We start from the raw sequence: 17443 nt of genomic DNA, 5'->3' as shown, positions 1-17443 counted from the left end.
AGATGGGAGATAACGGCGATATTTTTGATTTATCGGCGAAATTTCAAATTTAACGGCGAATCTGTCCAATCCTGTTCACCACTATCAAAACGATAAAATCTCTCTACTTGCCATATATCTCTTCTTCTTGCATATCCGTTTATCTCTGTCCACCCATGCATGCGTAAACGATCAAACAGACTCCCCTTTTCATCGAAAAAACATTTTGGAATTTCAGAGAAAGCTTTCACTCTAATAAAAAGGTGCCCTCCGCTGGGGCACCTCGTTTTTTCCTAACACATATCGTCTTCTTCCACACGCTTCACAAAGGTTCTTGGTGTACAAAATGTTCCTAAAACTTCAAGAATGACGGGATGAAGTATTACTACTTCCAGGCATGCGATGAGTTGTATCTTCACTTGCTCACGAGTAAGGCTTCCTTCCTTCCCACGACACTTTATATCCACTATAGAGCAGTTCACATTGCTTGCATCCATTCCTTCTGGTAAGCATACGGCCATTTTTTTATCAAAGAAAATTGGTACTTCCAAAGTGCAGAATTCTTCTTCATTGGATTGAGATTGGATGGTCACAAGCAAGAGCGCTTCCACTCGAATCACAACAATACCCGGTGTTCCTCTTTCGAACGAAATGAGCGAGCATCTTGGCTCGGTATTTGGACTGACCTGACACTTCACATCTATTCCGTGCCCTCTTGCCACGAGGTCATCTACGAGCTCCATGCAATCAGATGAGAGGCTGACGGATTGAGTGGTGTTGTGGGTTGCGATGACCCAGTCGTACACTTTTTCTACAGAGATACATTCAGGTCTAATACTACCAGGTGGTGGAGGTGGGGCTTCTTCTCCTAATTGAACGTTTAACTGCAGGTCTTGACTTTCTTGGAGCACAATTGAAATCTCTTTAACCGGATATCCTGGTGCTGTGAATCGAATGACGTATGCTCCTGCTGGTAATCCCGTCAGGATATAGAATCCATTGGGATCGGTTAAGGTAGAACGAATCGGAACATTAGAACCTACCGGGAAGATTTGAACCAGAACTTGGGAAATGGGTTCGCCGGTTCGAATGTCTGTGACGATCCCGCTTACGCTTGACGGATTATCCTCTAATAAGAAGTTGACCGTCGCCGTGTTTCCTCTCGTTACGGAGACGTTTTGCATTTGACTTTGATATCCTTGAGCACGCACGACCAGTATGACTGTTCCTCCGGGTAAACCTGAGATAGTGTAGTTCCCATTCATATCGGTAAGGGTAACTCCCAGTAGTGTCCCATCCAGTGTGAATACTTGGATGATTGCGTTCTCAATTGGAGCGAGCGTATTCGCGTCACTTACATTTCCCGTAATGGTAGCGGGGTTTGGTTCTAAAGCGGCATTTAGGACGGCTGTTTCATTCGGGCTTAATGTGATCATGAACGTCGATCTGACGTATCCATCAGCTGAGAAGATTACATTGTAGTCACCAGGTGCCAGGCCAGTTAAAATATAATTTCCTTCTTGGTCCGTCAAGGTGGACGCTACGACGATTCCACTTCCACTGATTACCGTAATGACGCCGGCACTTTGGATTGGTAACCCCGTAGACGCATCGGTTACTTTACCTGAGATGGTTGCCGGCTGACGCTGCAGGTTCACATTAAGTGTCCGGACTTCACCATTGGTTAGGAAAATCCTGAATACTTCACTTGCGTATCCATCAGCTGAGAAGACGACACGATATTCTCTAGGGTCTAACCCCTCAATCACATATTCACCTGATCCATTTGTTAGAACAGAGGCAATTGGAATCGATGTTCCTATTCTAAAAACTTGAACTAAAGCAGATTGAATCGGTTGATTGTTCACGTTATCCCTCACAATCCCTCTAAGAATTGCGATTTGGTTGGATAAGCTGAAATTAAGGGATTCGGTTTCACCTGGTGATAGTGTAACGATGTTAATTCCATTGGCAAAACCATCTGCACTCGCTATTACAGTAAACTGACCTGCTGCCAAGCCAGAAATAGCATAGAAACCATTCTCATCTGTTAAAATGCTGGTTATAAATACACCGTCAGAGTTAAAAATTCTCACCAGCGCACCTTGTATTCCCGTGGCCGTTTGGGCATTTAACACGGTACCCGTAATCGTGGATGGATTCGGATCTAGATCGGCATTCACCGTCTCTGTACCATTTGCAACAAGAATGACAGGAATAACCTCTGTGGCATAGCCGTTTGCTGATATGACTACATTGTAGCTTCCCTGTGGTAAATTGCCGATTGAATACGTACCGTCACTGGATGTAATGATGCTTCCGACGGTGATATCTGTATTCGGTATGACCACTTTCACAAGAGCTCCGCTAATGGGGTCAAGTGTCACAGCATCCCGAATCGTACCTTGAACGGTTGCAGGGAATGGAACAAGTGCAATATTAAGCACTTCAATTTCACCAGGTGATAAAAATACGGTGTTCACACCAATGGCGTAATCTTGAAGCTGAGCCTTCACGTCAAAGGTTCCTTGAGGCAGCCCTTCGATCAAATAGTTCCCATTTTCGTCAGTGAGTACACGCCTTACCAGTGTGTCGGTTCCACCCAAATAGACCTCGACAATTACCCCGGTCAATGGGGACTGATCGAAAGCATCAACGATGGACCCGCTAAGAGTAGCCGGATTTCCCTGTAGATCAAAATCCAAGAAAGTCATAGAATTAGGCTGAATCGTGGTTTGAACGATTTCGGTTTGATAGTTAGGATTAATGGCAGATACGGTATAACCCCCTTCAACCAGCCCTTCGATAAGGTACGTTCCATCCACTGTCGTCTGCACGGTTGCCACTATAGTTCCCTGGTTGTCAATGACCCTTATAAGTGTGTCCGCCAGTCTTTGTAAGGTTACTGCATCTCTGACTATACCAGTGAGCGAGCCCGGGTTTGGTGTGAGCAGGATTTCAACATTGGTAATTCCCCCACTACTTACTTCTGCCGCAACAGCATTAGTACCAAAATCAGGACTGCTTCCCACCAACACATACACAACTGGTGATAACGTTGTCGTTTGGAAAAATCCATCAGCATCCGTAATCGTAGTGAAAATGATTGGACCCGATCCTGAAAGCTCCCTGACTTCTACCGTTGCACCTGCAATCGGGTCAAGCGTGATAGAGTCCCGGACAAATCCTTGTACGGTACCCGGATTGGGTCTTAATGCAAAGCTTAATAAATTGGTTTGGTTTGATTCAATGATGGCACCAGCCGTCTCGGGCCCAAAATCTGTTGCATTGGCAATAACCGTATAAACTCCAGGGGAGACTCCAGAGAAGGTGTATTCTCCATTTTGATTGGATAAAGTGGTTTGGACGAGTACATTCGTGAAATCGTAAAGTTGAATGACGGCATTAGGGATGGCATCTCCGTTAGAAAGATTTGAAATGAACCCTTGAAGTTGACCAGGATTTTGCGCCAGACTCAGGGATGCAAACAAAATATCTCCCGCTCCGCCGATAACAGACTTCGTATCCGTTCCAAACGAAGAAGCATCAGCTGTGATATTCAATATACCAGTCGGTAAAGAGAAAAACGTGACAAATCCACTTTCATCAGTGATTCCTGTTGCAATCGGAATGTTATTGGCGTGCCTGACCGTGACCGTAGCTCCTTGGATTGGAGTCGCGGTATTTTCAATAAGGACTTGAATGGTTAACGTTACTGGATTTGCAGCTAAAACATTTGTTACGGTGGTTGTTTGATTGGATTCTACGATGGCTGAGACGGTTGAAGAAGAATAATTTGGTGCCGTTGCTGTAATGAAGTACGTACCCGGTGCAAGAGATGGCACAGTGTAGGTCCCGTCTGAATTGGCCAGGAAAGAAACAACCAGCACATTGTTTTCATTGTAGACTGAAACTTGAATACCATTGCCGGTAATTGGATTTCCATTGGTATCTTCAACAGCTCCTTCCAGAGTACCTGGATTTTCGCCTAAGGATAAATCGGCTCTCGTATCCGTGTCGCTAATAACAATGGTACCGATTTGCTCTGTGGTAAAATTCATTTTGGAAGCTGAGACAATATAAGAACCAGGTGCTAAACCACTTACAGAATAGTTTCCAAATACTGAAGTTGTCGTAGTTGCAACTGGAATTTGAGAACTTCCATCAATGATGACTACAGTTGCGCCTGCAATCGCGTCTCCACTGGTTCGATTTGTGATCTGACCGTTAATGGATCCCGGATTCGGAATCAAGGAAATATTTACATCGATTAAATCTTGACCGACCCCTACAAAGATCCCTGTAATGACCTGCCCGAAGCCTGGTGAATTGACAACCACATTGAAAGACCCGCTTGGGAGGTTTCCGACAATATATTGTCCAGATGAGTCAGTGAATCCGGAACCGATCAAAATATTATTTTGATCAAAGATTTGTACAGTGGCATTTCCGACGGGACTCCCCAGATTATCTGTCACGATTCCTGATACAGATCCCGGATTTGGGATAAGGGTTAATTCCACGGTTGAAGTTTGATTCGCCAGGACGGAAACTCCAGCTTGGGCGGTTGAATAGTTAGGAGCCGAGCCTGAGACGATGTAGGTTCCGGGTGTTAAATTATTGAAAGAAAATGTTCCGTCCTGATTTGGTACGATAGAATCGATTAATACGTTGTTAACATTCCGTAATTGAATGGTTGTATTCGTTACAATGGGGCTGATGGTCCCCGTAATTGCTCCTGGATCAGGGTCCAGTGAAACCAAAACAGGCGTTGTCTGCCCTGATATAACAAGGGCTCCCACTGTCCCGTTTTGGAAGTTGTTCGCAAATACATTCACTGTGTAGTTATCAGGTGCGAGTCCTTCAACCATGAATACTCCATCTGAATCCGTTAATACAGTTGTAATCAAGGCACCAGAGCTATTCACAATGCTGACACTTGCTCCAGAAATGGGATTACTTCCAACACTGTCTACGACTGTTCCCGTTATCTGCCCGGGATCCGGTTCAAGTGCGATGCTTCCATCCACTATTTGGTTTGAATTGACTTGCACAGTAGTGGCATTGGTTTGGAAATCTGGTGCTGAAACAACGACCGTGTAAATACTTGGGGCCAAGCCATTTACAATATATTCCCCATTTTCATCTGTCAAAACGGTAGCGATGACTGCTCCACTTGAATCAACTATTCTTACCTCCACATTGGCTCCAATAATCGGCGTGCCTGTTTGTGCATTCGAAACGATTCCAGAAATTGATCCCGGATTTGCCTCTAAGTTAAAGTTCACGTTAGAGATGGTATTGGAAACAATCGTCACCCCTTGTGTGGCTGCCTGAAAATTAGATGCTGCTGCGACAACGGTATAATTTCCCGGCGCAAGGCTCGGAACCGTATAGGATCCATCAGATGCTGTAACAGTTGTAGCTACAATGATTCCTGCCCCAGTACTGATTTGAACCGTAACACTTCCACCGGCAATCGGGTCATTATTCGTATCTCTTACAAACCCCGTCAATGTACCTGGATCTTCGTTCAACGTTACATTTAAAGTGGTGGTTTGACCATTTTCAATCATACCTGCAACGATTTCGGTCGTGTAATTCGGTGCACTGACAACAACCGTATAGCTTCCTGGAGGCAGTCCGGGAACCATGTAATTACCATTTGCGTCAGTTACTACACTACCAATCTGAATATTGTTTTGGAAAATAGTTACCGTTGCATCTGGTATCGCTACAGCATTAAGGTCCTGGACTGTACCGGCGAGGGCTCCAGCAAGTTTAGATAGAAAAGCATTTACAACTGTGATGGCGTTGGAGTTCACAATTGCACCGAGGTTTTGGGTCGCATATCCGCTTGCTGTAAAGATAAGAGAATATGATCCTCGTAAAAGACTATCAAAGGCAAATTGACCGCTCCCATCGGTCGTCGTAGCCGCCACGATGACATTTTGACTATTTACTGCCTGTACTGTGGCTCCTGAAATCGCCGCCATGGTATCGCTATCTATCACGGTTCCTTGAATCGAACCAGGATTTGGTTCAAGGAAAATGTTTGTTATTGTTGTAATACCAGCTGTAACCGTTGAAGATACTGTCGTTGTACTATAGTTGGTAGCGAATGACCTCACTTGATAATTTCCTGCTCCTAAATCATTAAAGGTATATTGACCGCTTCCATTTGCCGTGGTCGTGGCAATGAGTACCCCGTTTGAATCAAGCAGCTCTAGGATTGCCAGTGGGATGGCTGTATTATCGGAGGAATCCCGGACGGTACCCGAAATAGAGCCGGGGTTTGCGATAAGTGTGAAATTGACGACCGCTGCCTGGTTGGGCTCTGTCATGACGGATTTAGCTTGAGATTGAAAACCGGATGCGATAACAGATACGTTATAAATACCCGGAGTTACATTTACGAAAGAATAGTTTCCTGCTACGTTAGTGGTTGTCGTGTCTATTACTGCTCCTGAATTATTGAGAAGCTGCACGGTTGCATTGTTAATGGCACCACCATTAGATACATTTCCTGAAATCGTACTCGGCTGAGGTACAAGTGCTATATCCGCCGTTGTCGACGTACCTCCTACAGCCGTCACATTAGCTGTCCCGGTTACATAGTTCGTTCTAGCAGCCTGTACGGTATAGTTTCCAGGTACCACATTGGTAAACGTATAAAATCCACTTGCATTCGATTGAGTGGTTGCAATAACGCTCATCCCTTGAAGTAGGGACACCGTTGTATTCGGGAGTACCAAACCTGATGATTGATCGGTTATTGTCCCGTTGATGGTGGCTGTCTGTTGGACGTTAATGGTGACGACGGAAGTGTTAGACTGAATGGCATTACCTGAAGATGTATCGAATCCAGTCGCTTGCACCCTGTCTAAATTTCTTGAACCACTTGTTGTAAAGGCACCATTCAAGGTGAAGGTCAATGATGCGGTGACACCGGGGTTTAAATTCCCTACGTTCCATGTAAGCAGTTTACTTGCTGGGTTATACGTGGTGAGTCCTTGCGTGGTTGAATTCACGACGAATGAATTCACTTGATCAGGACCGATGATGTCATCAAGAAATACCGAGGTAGCCTGGGAGCGGCCTGTGTTTGTAACCGTCACGGTACCTGTCCAAGTCGCCTGCTGACCAAGGACGACGGTTTGCGGTCCTGAATTCAATACTTTGTTCGTTGAAAGCCTCGCCCTGATGTCAGCCTGATCCGGAGTGACTGGATCTGTAAAGGCGTTAGTGAATGAAAAGCCTTCACTTGTTCTTAATGAATCCTTATTATAGTTATTGGAGTTTGCCGATGAAAAATACACTGCACGAATGGCTGAGGATGCATTAATTCCTAAGAAAGAAAATACGGTACTTGCCGGTAGAAACCAGTCGAGGAAGAAATCCTGATCTCCTCCGATGCTGGAATCGGCAGGTGTTACCCTGGCAAAGTCGAAATTGGTTATCGGCTGTGCGAAGTTCGGATTCCCTCCCCCCGTCCCTTCTGCTGGATCATTCCAAGAATTGACTAATTTAACCGTATTCTGAATTAAACTCACTCGATTATTCAACCCATCCACGTTAAAAAGCCAGTCGTAAGTTCCTGCTACACCTGTTGTGTTAATCAAAACGCCCCACGAGAAATTTCTGAAGCCCGTTAATTGATTATTCCGGGGATCGCCATTCAACCTTAACCGGAAATAGACATTGGTACCATCGTACGCAAAGAAACCTGCTGGGAAAGTAGAATTGCCTACAATATCCGTCGATACGGGACTCTCATCCCCCAAGACGTCAAATATTGGTACTCCCCCAACAAGTACCGGGGTATATTGTGCATTACTGGGAAATGCCATAAAAAAACCTCCTTTAAATGATATGGTCTTTATTATGGTATTGAAAAAACAGGAGTTTTGTCTTACCAATCGTCTAGAAAACTATTGAAGTTGTGCCATTTTCGGTTCTAATGGAACTTTTATAGGGGTGGTGATAGCCTATTCCAAAACTGAATATCCTTTTAGTAAATAAATGAGGAGAAATTGTATGAATAACGATTGGAGATCTTTAATGCATTTTTATATTAAGTTTTTATGATATTAGATTTCTAAGTCAATCTTTCCCTGCAAATAAACAGAAAAAACCCCTCCCTATTTAACAGGAAGGAGCAGCCTTTCTAATTCTTCAGCTTCTGTTTTTAATTCCTCTTCATCCGCCAACAATCGAAATAATCCTTTAATGATCAACTCTTCTGGCACCGAGTCGCGGCATTCTTTTGTAATCCGATTCGCTATGTTCAAGAAGTACACACCACGAGCTTCGCTCAATCCGTTGATCTTTTCATAAAGGGCCTTCCATGCATTCTCCCTTTTCTCAAACGAAATGAAGGCTCCTTCTTTGTCCATGCTGACAGTAAATGATTTCATCATGTCATCGTCCAAAAGTGGCGAGCTGTTTCCATTCATGAAATCATTTGCCAGCAGAGAGATCTGCTTCACCAGATGATCGCCGAGTTCTTCTGGATCGAGAGCGTTATCATGTGAGATCATCAACATCATATATGATGAATAAATGGACTGTGTCATCCACATAAGATCCCATTTGTATGGCCTGATACTCTCCCCGAACACGTCTAATAGATTATGTTCGAGCCAGCTGAACAGACGTCCTCTCATGCGATGTTCCATGGCAGCAAGTTTGTCACTATTCTTCGCGGACTCCCCTCGCATGTGCATTTTCATATAGGACTTGTATTCCAATATCCCTTCGAATTGCACCTGGAACTGCTTGGCGAACCGTTCCAAAGGAGGTAGCTTACCATCTAATCCGACAACGAATGCCCTTTCAAATACGAGCTGCTGATAATGTTCATAAATCGATATGATTAAATCTTCTTTTGATTGAAAAAATGAGTAAAGGGAGCCTTTGGAAATTCCGACACTTTCGGCGATTTGCTGCATGGATGTATGATTATAACCATGGGCTCCAAAGAGTTCCACTGCTGATTCAAGTATTGCGTTTCGTTTGTCCATTTCTACACCTCTAAATCCAGGTATTCACTCTCTCATTCTACCCATACTCTGACAAAAATAGAAGAACATTATTTCTTGACTATAGAAAAAATACAGGTAAAATGACTAGTGAGTCAACCGAATTAATGACTGTTATATAAGCAAATAATCAAATTATTAAAATCAATTTGACCCGTTAGTCAAAACATTATTAAAGGAGGATAACATTCATGTTGAAAGCTATTTTAAACCGTTCCAAAATCACGCTGATTTTCGTCGTTTTGTTTCTGATTATCGGTGTATTAACGTTCCTACAATTACCACAGCGAGAAATCCCGGAAACCAGTGTAAACATCGGAACGGTGAGCACCGTCTATCCAGGTGCAACCGTTGACTCAGTTGAGAGGACGATTACCAATCCCATCGAATCTTCCCTCCAGTCGATTGATGGGATTAAAGAAATCAGCTCCTCCTCTTCAGCCGGTTTCTCTACTATTATTGTAGAGGTTGAAGATGGAGAAAACAAAAAAGAAGTGTTTGGAGATGTGCGACAAGCTGTCTCCGATGCATCGACTTCTTTTCCTGACGAAGTATTCGATCCTGAAATTAACGAATCCACGGTTAAAATGCCTATTGTTTCCTATCATCTCACAAGTGATAACAAGGAATCCCTTCTCTCTCTTCGTGAGGAAATGAATCGTTGGCAGGAAGAAGTCAAGGAAATCACTGGTGTCTCCAGTGTAGCGGTAAAAGGATTACCTGAAGAAGAAATTGTTATCGAATTACAACAGGATGAACTAAAGTCGTCCGGACTCAATCCTTCGACTGTCATGAGTGCGATTAATGACGAATACTATCCCACTCCTCTAGGAAAGCAAGAAGTCGATAACGAAGTCGTTCAATTAACGGTTGATCATTCCTCGACTCTTGATGAAATGAAAGAGCTTTTTGTTGGCAAGAACCCTCAAGGAGAATCAGTCTATCTACAAGACATCGCCAACATTAAAGTAGCTCCTAAAGAAGTAAAGGATATCGTCACATTTGAAGGAAAGCCATCCCTATCCTTTACAGCATTTGTTCAGTCAGGGGAGGATATCCCTTCTGTAGATGAGAAAGTAAGCGATAAAGTGGATGAACTGGCAAAGTCTCTTCCTTCTGATGTGAAACTTGAACCTTATTACTCTCAGGCTTCGATTGTAACAGACATCTTTGATGGATTATTTATGTCCCTTGCGATTTCCGTTGTAGCGGTTATTTTGACAACGGCATTAGGACTTACCGTATCTGGAGCATTCGTGGTTGCATTAGCGGTTCCTATTTCCGTCTTGATGGGGTTGATTCCTCTACCGTTTGCCGGTGTTGACCTTAACCAAATTTCTGTCATCGGTGCCATCATCGCCCTCGGTATCCTTGTGGATGACTCGATTGTAGTGAATGACAATATTCAACGTCGCTATAAGCTTGGTGATCGTGCACTTATGGGGGCCGTAAATGGTGTCAAAGAGATCTGGGTTTCGATCGTGACCTCTTCTCTGGCCATTGTATTCACCTTCCTACCTCTTATTTTCTTATCAGGAGGAAATGGAGCGTTCATAAGAGCATTGCCGACTGTTCTGATTACGACGATCATCGCATCAACACTCGTTGCATTGATTTTTGTTCCAATCATGAGATACCTGCTTTATAGTAAAACAACGAAAAAAGTATCTGATGCTCCTGGTTTACTAGGAAAACCATTGAATAAACTGGCTGACTTTTATGCTGATACTCTTCTAAAGAAGTTTTCAAAGCGACCTTTCGTGGTATCTGCCATCGGCCTTGTCTTCACAACCGCCATCTTTGGCCTGATTGCTCTTACACCATTTGAATTCTTCCCGTCAGCGGATCGAGAAGAAGTTACGGTGGATGTAACATTGCCAATCGGCACAACGATTGAAGAAACAGCGAGCACTTTAGAAGACATGGAACAATTGTTAAAAACAGATGATGGTGTCTATGAAACCTCTGCTTTTGCAGGTACAGGATTACCTAACTTATTCAACAGCTCTCTATCAAATTCCGGTCAAAATACAGGTCAATTAGTCGCGAGAGTCGACCGTGAAAACCAAACGGCTCAAGGTCTGATTGACGATTGGACTGACAAACTGAGAGAAGAGTATCCAACTGCGTTGATCTTCATGGAAACAATCCAGCAAGGTCCACCGGCAGGGGCTCCCGTTACAGTTACGGTTTCTGGTCCTGAGATGGAAAAATTAATTGAACTTCGTAATAAGATTTCATCTGAAATTGAAAAACTGGATACTGATCTAGTCGTTGATAATGTCGGGGAAATGGAGCCAACGGTTGAATATGCTCCTAACCGGGAGCTTCTCGAGGAAAATGGTGTTACGATCAATCAGATCAGCCAACAGCTGCGATTGGCTACAGAAGGCATTCCGATGAAAGCCTTTGATAATGGTGTCACTAAACGTGATATGATACTGGTTTTGGAAGGAAATGATGAAGAAGTAGACCTGTCTTCTCTTGAGGTTCCCGCTGAAACTGCTAATCCTGCTGGACCACCGAAGCTGATTTCTCTTGATGAGCTAGTGACTCCCGAGAAGAAAGAAGAACTTCAACTCATCCCTCATAAAGACGGAGAGCGTGCAATCACGATTCGTGCCTTCCCTGAGAATGAGGAGAACTATAAAGAAAATGTCCAGGATATATTGAATGATACACGAGAAAGTCTTGATGATAATGATTATTCGATTACACTTGGTGGAGAAAATCAAGCCCAGAATGACTTCTTTTCTGAAATCACCATACTCTTTACAATCGTTATATTCTTAGTATATTTAGTCATTGCCCTTCAATTTAATTCTTTATCACTTCCGTTCTTGGTTCTTGTCGCGGTTTATCTTGCGATTGCAGGTGCGATTCTAGGGTTATTCGTTACTCAAACCCCGATCAGCTTCCTAGCTGTCATGGGTATGGTGTCATTAACCGGGATTGTTGTGAGGAACTCTGTCGTGTTAATTGAGTTTATTGAACAGGGATTGAAGAATGGTATGGGTGTGAAAGAAGCTGTCGTGGAATCAGGACGTACCCGTATTCGTCCAATTCTATTAACAGCTCTCACATCGATTGTGGCACTTATACCAGTTGCAGTCAGCGGAGATGCCCTTTTTACACCACTTGCTGTTACCATTATTTCAGGTATCATGTTCTCAGCTGTATTAACGCTGATCATAGTTCCGATGATGTATCTTGTCTTCCACCGCTTTAGAAGAAGAAAACGAGAAGCATAAGAATGGTCTGGAGGGGTGTCCATGTGACACCCCTCTTTTTCGTGATTTACGGAACAATTCCCTTGAGAAATCATTCAAAATCAAGCATTATAGATAAGTATTTTATTTTAATCTTTAATGGAGGAACAACATGTCATCACAAATCAATACAAAAGCGATCCTCATTACTTTTATGATCGGTGCTTTTTTTGCCATATTAAATGAAACGTTGTTAAATATCGCCCTAACCGAATTAATGGCTGTATTTAACGTCGATGCTCCCACGGTTCAGTGGTTAGCAACAGGATTCATGCTCGTCATGGGTGTGCTGATGCCAATCTCGGCCCTTCTTATCCAATGGTTCACGACTCGTCAAATGTTTATCGGTGTGATGAGTGTGTTTCTTCTCGGCACGGTGATTGCTGCATGTGCCATGAATTTCCCTATGTTGCTGGCCGGCCGGATGATTCAGGCTGTTGGGACCGGCTTACTCATCCCTGTCATCATGAATGCCTTATTATTAATTTACCGACCGGAAGTCCGCGGTAAAATCATGGGTACGTTCGGACTGGTCATTATGTTTGCACCAGCGATCGGACCGACTCTCTCTGGTGTAATTGTCGACTTGTTAGGGTGGAGATGGTTATTCATTACGGTCATTCCCTTCGCCGTTTTCTCTATTCTATTCGCTCTAAAATATTTACAAAATGTCGGCGAAATTACTCGTCCCAGTGTGGATATCTTGTCCATTATCCTTTCTTCTATCGGTATTGGAGGAATCGTCTATGGATTTAGTTCAGCAGGAGAGGAAGCTGCCGGGTTTACATCTATGAAAATCATCTTGATCATTTCAATCTCGGTTATTAGCCTGTTCCTATTTGTCCTTCGTCAATTAAAGCTGGATGAACCACTTCTCGATGTTCGTGTTTTCCGATATAAAAGCTATGCGAGAGGAGTTTCGATTTTCGTCATCGTCATCATGGCTATGTTTGCATCTGAAATTGTCATGCCAATGTACTTACAAGGACCTCTCGGATATTCTGCAAAAGCAGCGGGATTATTATTACTTCCCGGGGCACTCTTAAATGGTCTGATGTCTCCAACGATGGGATCGTTATTTGATAAATACGGCCCGAGAAAACTGATCATTCCAGGAACCTTAACTTTAGTGGGGGTAATGATTTTCTTCAGCACGATTAATCCATCTACACCGATCTGGTTATTCGTTCTTTTCTATATGGTTCTGATGCTATCCATTTCAGCCATCATGATGCCTGCACAAACGAATGGGTTAAATGAACTGCCAAAGCATTTGTATCCACATGGAACTGCTATTGCAAACACCCTGCAGCCAGTCGCAGGGGCTCTGGGTGTTTCAATCTTTGTCAGCATCATGACACAAAGTCAGGCTGGGTATATTGAAGGGAGATCGGGTGAGGTAACAGAGGGGCTCTTAAATAATGCCATGACCTATGGTGTACATCATGCTTATTGGTTTGCTCTTGCCTTAGCTGCCGTCGCCTTCCTTATTTCGTTATTCATCCGGAAAGCTGTTGCCCCTGATTTTGATGAAGAAGGACAAAAGGCTGGAAGTGAAAGTTAAATTTCCGTCTAAAAACTACTATTTCACCTGAAAAGCTCAAATCCAATGAGTTTTTTTCAAAAGTGCAATTACTGTACCTCGATCTTTCTCAAGAGTAAAATGAATAATGAAATCACCCCTGAGGAGGAACTAGTATGGATAAAGAAATCAAACTAATTGAGGACATCCGTTCTGACCTATTGAATAGTGTTAGCGATTTAACCAATGATGATTTAAACAAAAGAATTGAAGAAGATCGATGGACAATCATGCAAGTGCTCGATCATCTGTACCTAATGGAAAGATCGTTGACGAAAGCGATTCAATCAACGTTAGCCAAAGGTGAAGCGCAGGAAGTGCCATCGAAGCCGATACACTATACGGTGGACCGATCGACAAAAGTAGATGCACCTCCATTTGTCATTCCTACTGAAGAAAGTCTTACACTTCAGAAAATGAAGGACAAACTGAATAATTCCCGTAAAGACCTTCTCACCTTTCTTTATACAACAAGCAAAGAAGAATTACAGAAAAAAGCATATCCTCATCCTATTTTCGGACTTATCCGATTAGATGAATGGGTACCGTTTATTGGGTACCATGAAAAGAGGCATTTGGAACAGATCGAAGAACTAAAAGGAAAATTATAAAACTATTCATTTAGAGGCTGGGACAAAAGTGTTTTAGTCTAAGTGAAACCCGAACCAATCCGCTTCTTAAAGGCAGATTGGTTCGGGTTTATTATTTATTTTTGGTCCATTTGATTTTAGCAGTATCCAGCGGTTGATTGGAGTGCAAGACGGAGACTCCTGCGGGAAAAGTAGCTTATGTGAGACCCCGCAGGCTTGCCGAGGAGGCTCACGGGCTACCCGCGGAAAGCGTAGTCTTGCACGGAAATCATTAGCGATATTAAGAACCTACACTTCTATTGTTCGTCTTTAATTGGTGATTTTTTAGTTTTGTCCCAGCCTCTTTCCTACGATTAGTCAAGTTTTTATCGGATTTCTTACCTTAGGTTTTTTCTTGCGACTTTGAGGCATAGGAAATAAACCCAGTCAGTTTATCCTCGTACCTTATATTGTTCATCATTAGCTTACTTACTTCTATACATTCAAATCCCGCTTGTCATAAAGAATAAACGTAAATACCGCCAGAACCCCTATCAAAACAACTGAAATCCCAACAAACATCAATTCCAAACCGCCATCCATCACAGTCTTCGCTTCAAAGTACTTGAATGGTGTGAAGTATTTCAAGCCTTCGATTTTTTCGCTCAGGTCGATGGCAAAGGAAAGGATAAAGGTGACTAATAAAACGCCCGCTGCTAATGTAGCGGCTTTCCCAGGCTTTTTGGTCGAAGCTGCAATCGCCGTTCCGATTACTAAAAATAATACTTGTAAAATTAACATTCCAAACATGGTGATTCCGATATCGCTGATAATGGATTCTCCTTCACTATATCTTCCTACTATTAGTAAAGAAGCTGACCATGTGATGATCGACAGAATCCCAACTTGCGTAAGAGCTGCCAACAATTTAATCCCTATGATTTTCTTCCTGGGCAATGGTTTTACGAACAGAAACTCTATGGTTTTATCCCTTTCTTCTTTTGAAATGATTGTTGCACCAATCATTGTTGCATGAATCGTTGAGAGCAACAATATATACAGAAAGAGCACTCCATAAAATCCACTGGCAGTCGACATATCGAGACTACCTACGCCTAGAAATGCTTGAAGTGATTTTGGCATTTGAGCCATTAGCTCATTCATCGATTGACCTGAAGAAGAGAATCCTGCAAACTTCCCCATACCCGAACCGATCAAGGCAATCATCCCTATACACCAAATGATAAGGGATTTACGGTGAGCCTTCATTTCTCTTATATATACGTTCATCTTGTTCCCCTCCCCTTACACCGTATGAATATCTTTTTTGTTGTAAATAACGAAGCTTCCGATCAGTGAAAGGACAATCAAGAAGATCCCTAAGATCAGGAATGACCATTCATATCCCTCATGGTTCATGATATAGCTATAGTCAAAATACTTGAATGGAGATAAATAACGAGTAGCCTCCTCAGCAGCTGCAACCATACCTATTAGAAAAAAGGCAAACACGACACCGAGTGATAAGCTGATTACCGATTTCACCTTAGGAAATATAACAGCCGTGATGAGTCCAAAGGCAAACATAATCAATTGAGTGAAAAAGAGAGTTAAAGAAATCAGCAAGAATACATACAGACTGAAATTCTCCAATTCCACTACATTCGCCACAGTGATTGCTGCAATCACATATACGATATTTGTAAAAAGCAGCGATGTTATAGCTGCGAGTATTTTAGAAAAAAGGATCTTCGTACGGGTTACTGGTTTAGTCAATAGAAAATCAGCTGTCTTTTCACGAATTTCCTTCGAGCTAATTGAGATTCCCAGGTTCATTGCTTGAATCGCACCGCATAGTGTGATGTATAAAAAAATATACGAATAATAACCATTTAGAGATCCTATACTGTCCACCTGAATACCTAACGCTTTTCTTACTCCCTCTGGGAATCCTTCCAGGAGCTTCTTAAATTCATTAATTTCTTTAGATATAGAAGGAAACATTGACATAAACAGGATCACTAACACAACGAGTGCACCGGTCCAAATAATCGTGGACTTACGATAAGCCTTTAATTCATATAAAAAGATATTCATAGAGGATCAAGCCTCCTTTTCGTAATAGTGCATGAAGATTTCTTCTAAATCCGGCTCCTCGATCCAAAGATTCGTAATTTGGATATCGGCAATCTTCTTCATCACCGTGTTGATATTCCCCCTGAACAGGAAGCTTACATGATTTTGATTCACTTCAAGGTTACTCACACCTTCAAGCTCGAAGTATGATTGATCTACATCACTTTTCATTTCAAGTTTGAATTTCTTATGGTTGTTTTCTTTTAACGTACTGATCTTTTCAACTTGAACGATTTTTCCTTCTTTAATGATCGCTACTCGATCACATAGTCGCTGAACTTCACTTAATATATGAGAAGAAAATAGAATCGTGGCTCCCTTCCTATTTTCAGCTTGAAGCAGTTCGAAAAATTTTTGTTGCATTAAAGGGTCCAAACCTGATGTTGGTTCATCCAGGATAATGAGCTTCGGTTCATGGAGCAACCCTTGAATGATTCCCACTTTCTTTTTGTTTCCAAGTGAGAGATCATCAATCTTCTTTGTTAAATCTAAGTTCAGCACTTCAGCTAATTCTTTAATCCTCTTCGTGCAGTCTTTCTTGTAGAAGCTGGCAGAATACTTAAGAAGATCCGTTACCTTCATATTGTCGTAATAGAACACTTCAGATGGCAGATATCCTACTTCCTTCGCAATCTCTGGAGCGGACTCAATACAATCCTTACCGAATATTTTCGCACTGCCGCTCGTCGGATGAATCAGCGAAAGGAGGGTTCGAATCGTCGTTGATTTTCCTGCGCCGTTTGGCCCGATAAAGCCAAAGATTTCCCCTTCTTCCACCTGGAAACTGATGTCGGTAATCCCTCTGGACTTTCCGTACGTTTTTGTTAATTCATTAATTTCAATCACATTCATGGATCTCATCCTCCC

General features: G+C 42.6%; 8 protein-coding genes. 3 read left to right on the top strand and 5 right to left on the bottom strand.

Annotated elements, in window-relative coordinates; translation table 11 throughout:
- Positions 1-272: 272 nt before the first annotated feature.
- Both ACOSV2_RS04405 and ACOSV2_RS04400 read right to left on the bottom strand, forming a co-directional pair.
- Complete coding sequence (locus ACOSV2_RS04405) at positions 273-7829, bottom strand: carboxypeptidase regulatory-like domain-containing protein (protein ID WP_428974074.1); 7557 nt, start codon at positions 7827-7829, stop codon at positions 273-275.
- A 291-nt stretch (positions 7830-8120) separates the two neighbouring features.
- Positions 8121-9002, bottom strand: a complete 882-nt coding sequence (locus ACOSV2_RS04400) for a TetR/AcrR family transcriptional regulator (protein ID WP_428974073.1) — start codon at positions 9000-9002, stop codon at positions 8121-8123.
- 209 nt (positions 9003-9211) lie between these two features.
- Between ACOSV2_RS04400 and ACOSV2_RS04395 the strand changes: the two genes are divergently transcribed.
- The 3 genes from ACOSV2_RS04395 to ACOSV2_RS04385 all read left to right on the top strand — a co-directional run bounded on the left by ACOSV2_RS04395 (position 9212) and on the right by ACOSV2_RS04385 (position 14482).
- Positions 9212-12271, top strand: coding sequence for an efflux RND transporter permease subunit (locus ACOSV2_RS04395; RefSeq protein ID WP_428974072.1), 3060 nt, complete (start codon positions 9212-9214; stop codon positions 12269-12271).
- 130 nt (positions 12272-12401) lie between these two features.
- Positions 12402-13853, top strand: a complete 1452-nt coding sequence (locus ACOSV2_RS04390) for an MDR family MFS transporter (protein WP_428974071.1) — start codon at positions 12402-12404, stop codon at positions 13851-13853.
- Between the two features lie 134 nt (positions 13854-13987).
- Complete coding sequence (locus tag ACOSV2_RS04385; protein WP_428974070.1) at positions 13988-14482, top strand: DinB family protein; 495 nt, start codon at positions 13988-13990, stop codon at positions 14480-14482.
- A gap of 453 nt (positions 14483-14935) precedes the next feature.
- Here the strand turns inward: ACOSV2_RS04385 and ACOSV2_RS04380 are convergent, their stop codons facing one another.
- Genes ACOSV2_RS04380 through ACOSV2_RS04370 form a run of 3 tightly spaced genes read right to left on the bottom strand, consistent with a single transcriptional unit; the run spans position 14936 to position 17428 of the window.
- Positions 14936-15730, bottom strand: a complete 795-nt coding sequence (locus ACOSV2_RS04380; RefSeq protein WP_428974069.1) for an ABC transporter permease subunit — start codon at positions 15728-15730, stop codon at positions 14936-14938.
- Between the two features lie 15 nt (positions 15731-15745).
- Positions 15746-16537: an ABC transporter permease subunit gene (locus ACOSV2_RS04375; protein ID WP_428974068.1), complete on the bottom strand. Its 792-nt coding sequence runs from the start codon at positions 16535-16537 to the stop codon at positions 15746-15748.
- Positions 16538-16543: 6 nt separating this feature from the next.
- Positions 16544-17428 carry an ABC transporter ATP-binding protein gene (locus ACOSV2_RS04370; RefSeq protein WP_428974067.1) on the bottom strand — a complete coding sequence of 295 codons (885 nt, stop codon included), beginning with the start codon at positions 17426-17428 and terminating at the stop codon, positions 16544-16546.
- Between the last annotated feature and the right edge of the window lie 15 nt (positions 17429-17443).

The organism is Rossellomorea sp. DUT-2, from assembly GCF_052665285.1.
Note: the sequence above shows the minus strand (reverse complement) of the source record. Positions and strands in the feature narration are given on the sequence as shown.

Excerpts from the sequence above, each read along its gene's own strand:
- ACOSV2_RS04395 (WP_428974072.1), top strand. The coding sequence starts at position 9,212 with ATGTTGAAAGCTATTTTAAACCGTTCCAAAATCACGCTGATTTTCGTC.
- ACOSV2_RS04370 (WP_428974067.1), bottom strand. The coding sequence starts at position 17,428 with ATGAATGTGATTGAAATTAATGAATTAACAAAAACGTACGGAAAGTCC.
- ACOSV2_RS04390 (WP_428974071.1), top strand. The coding sequence starts at position 12,402 with ATGTCATCACAAATCAATACAAAAGCGATCCTCATTACTTTTATGATC.
- ACOSV2_RS04405 (WP_428974074.1), bottom strand. The coding sequence starts at position 7,829 with ATGGCATTTCCCAGTAATGCACAATATACCCCGGTACTTGTTGGGGGA.
- ACOSV2_RS04380 (WP_428974069.1), bottom strand. The coding sequence starts at position 15,730 with ATGAACGTATATATAAGAGAAATGAAGGCTCACCGTAAATCCCTTATC.
- ACOSV2_RS04385 (WP_428974070.1), top strand. The coding sequence starts at position 13,988 with ATGGATAAAGAAATCAAACTAATTGAGGACATCCGTTCTGACCTATTG.
- ACOSV2_RS04375 (WP_428974068.1), bottom strand. The coding sequence starts at position 16,537 with ATGAATATCTTTTTATATGAATTAAAGGCTTATCGTAAGTCCACGATT.
- ACOSV2_RS04400 (WP_428974073.1), bottom strand. The coding sequence starts at position 9,002 with ATGGACAAACGAAACGCAATACTTGAATCAGCAGTGGAACTCTTTGGA.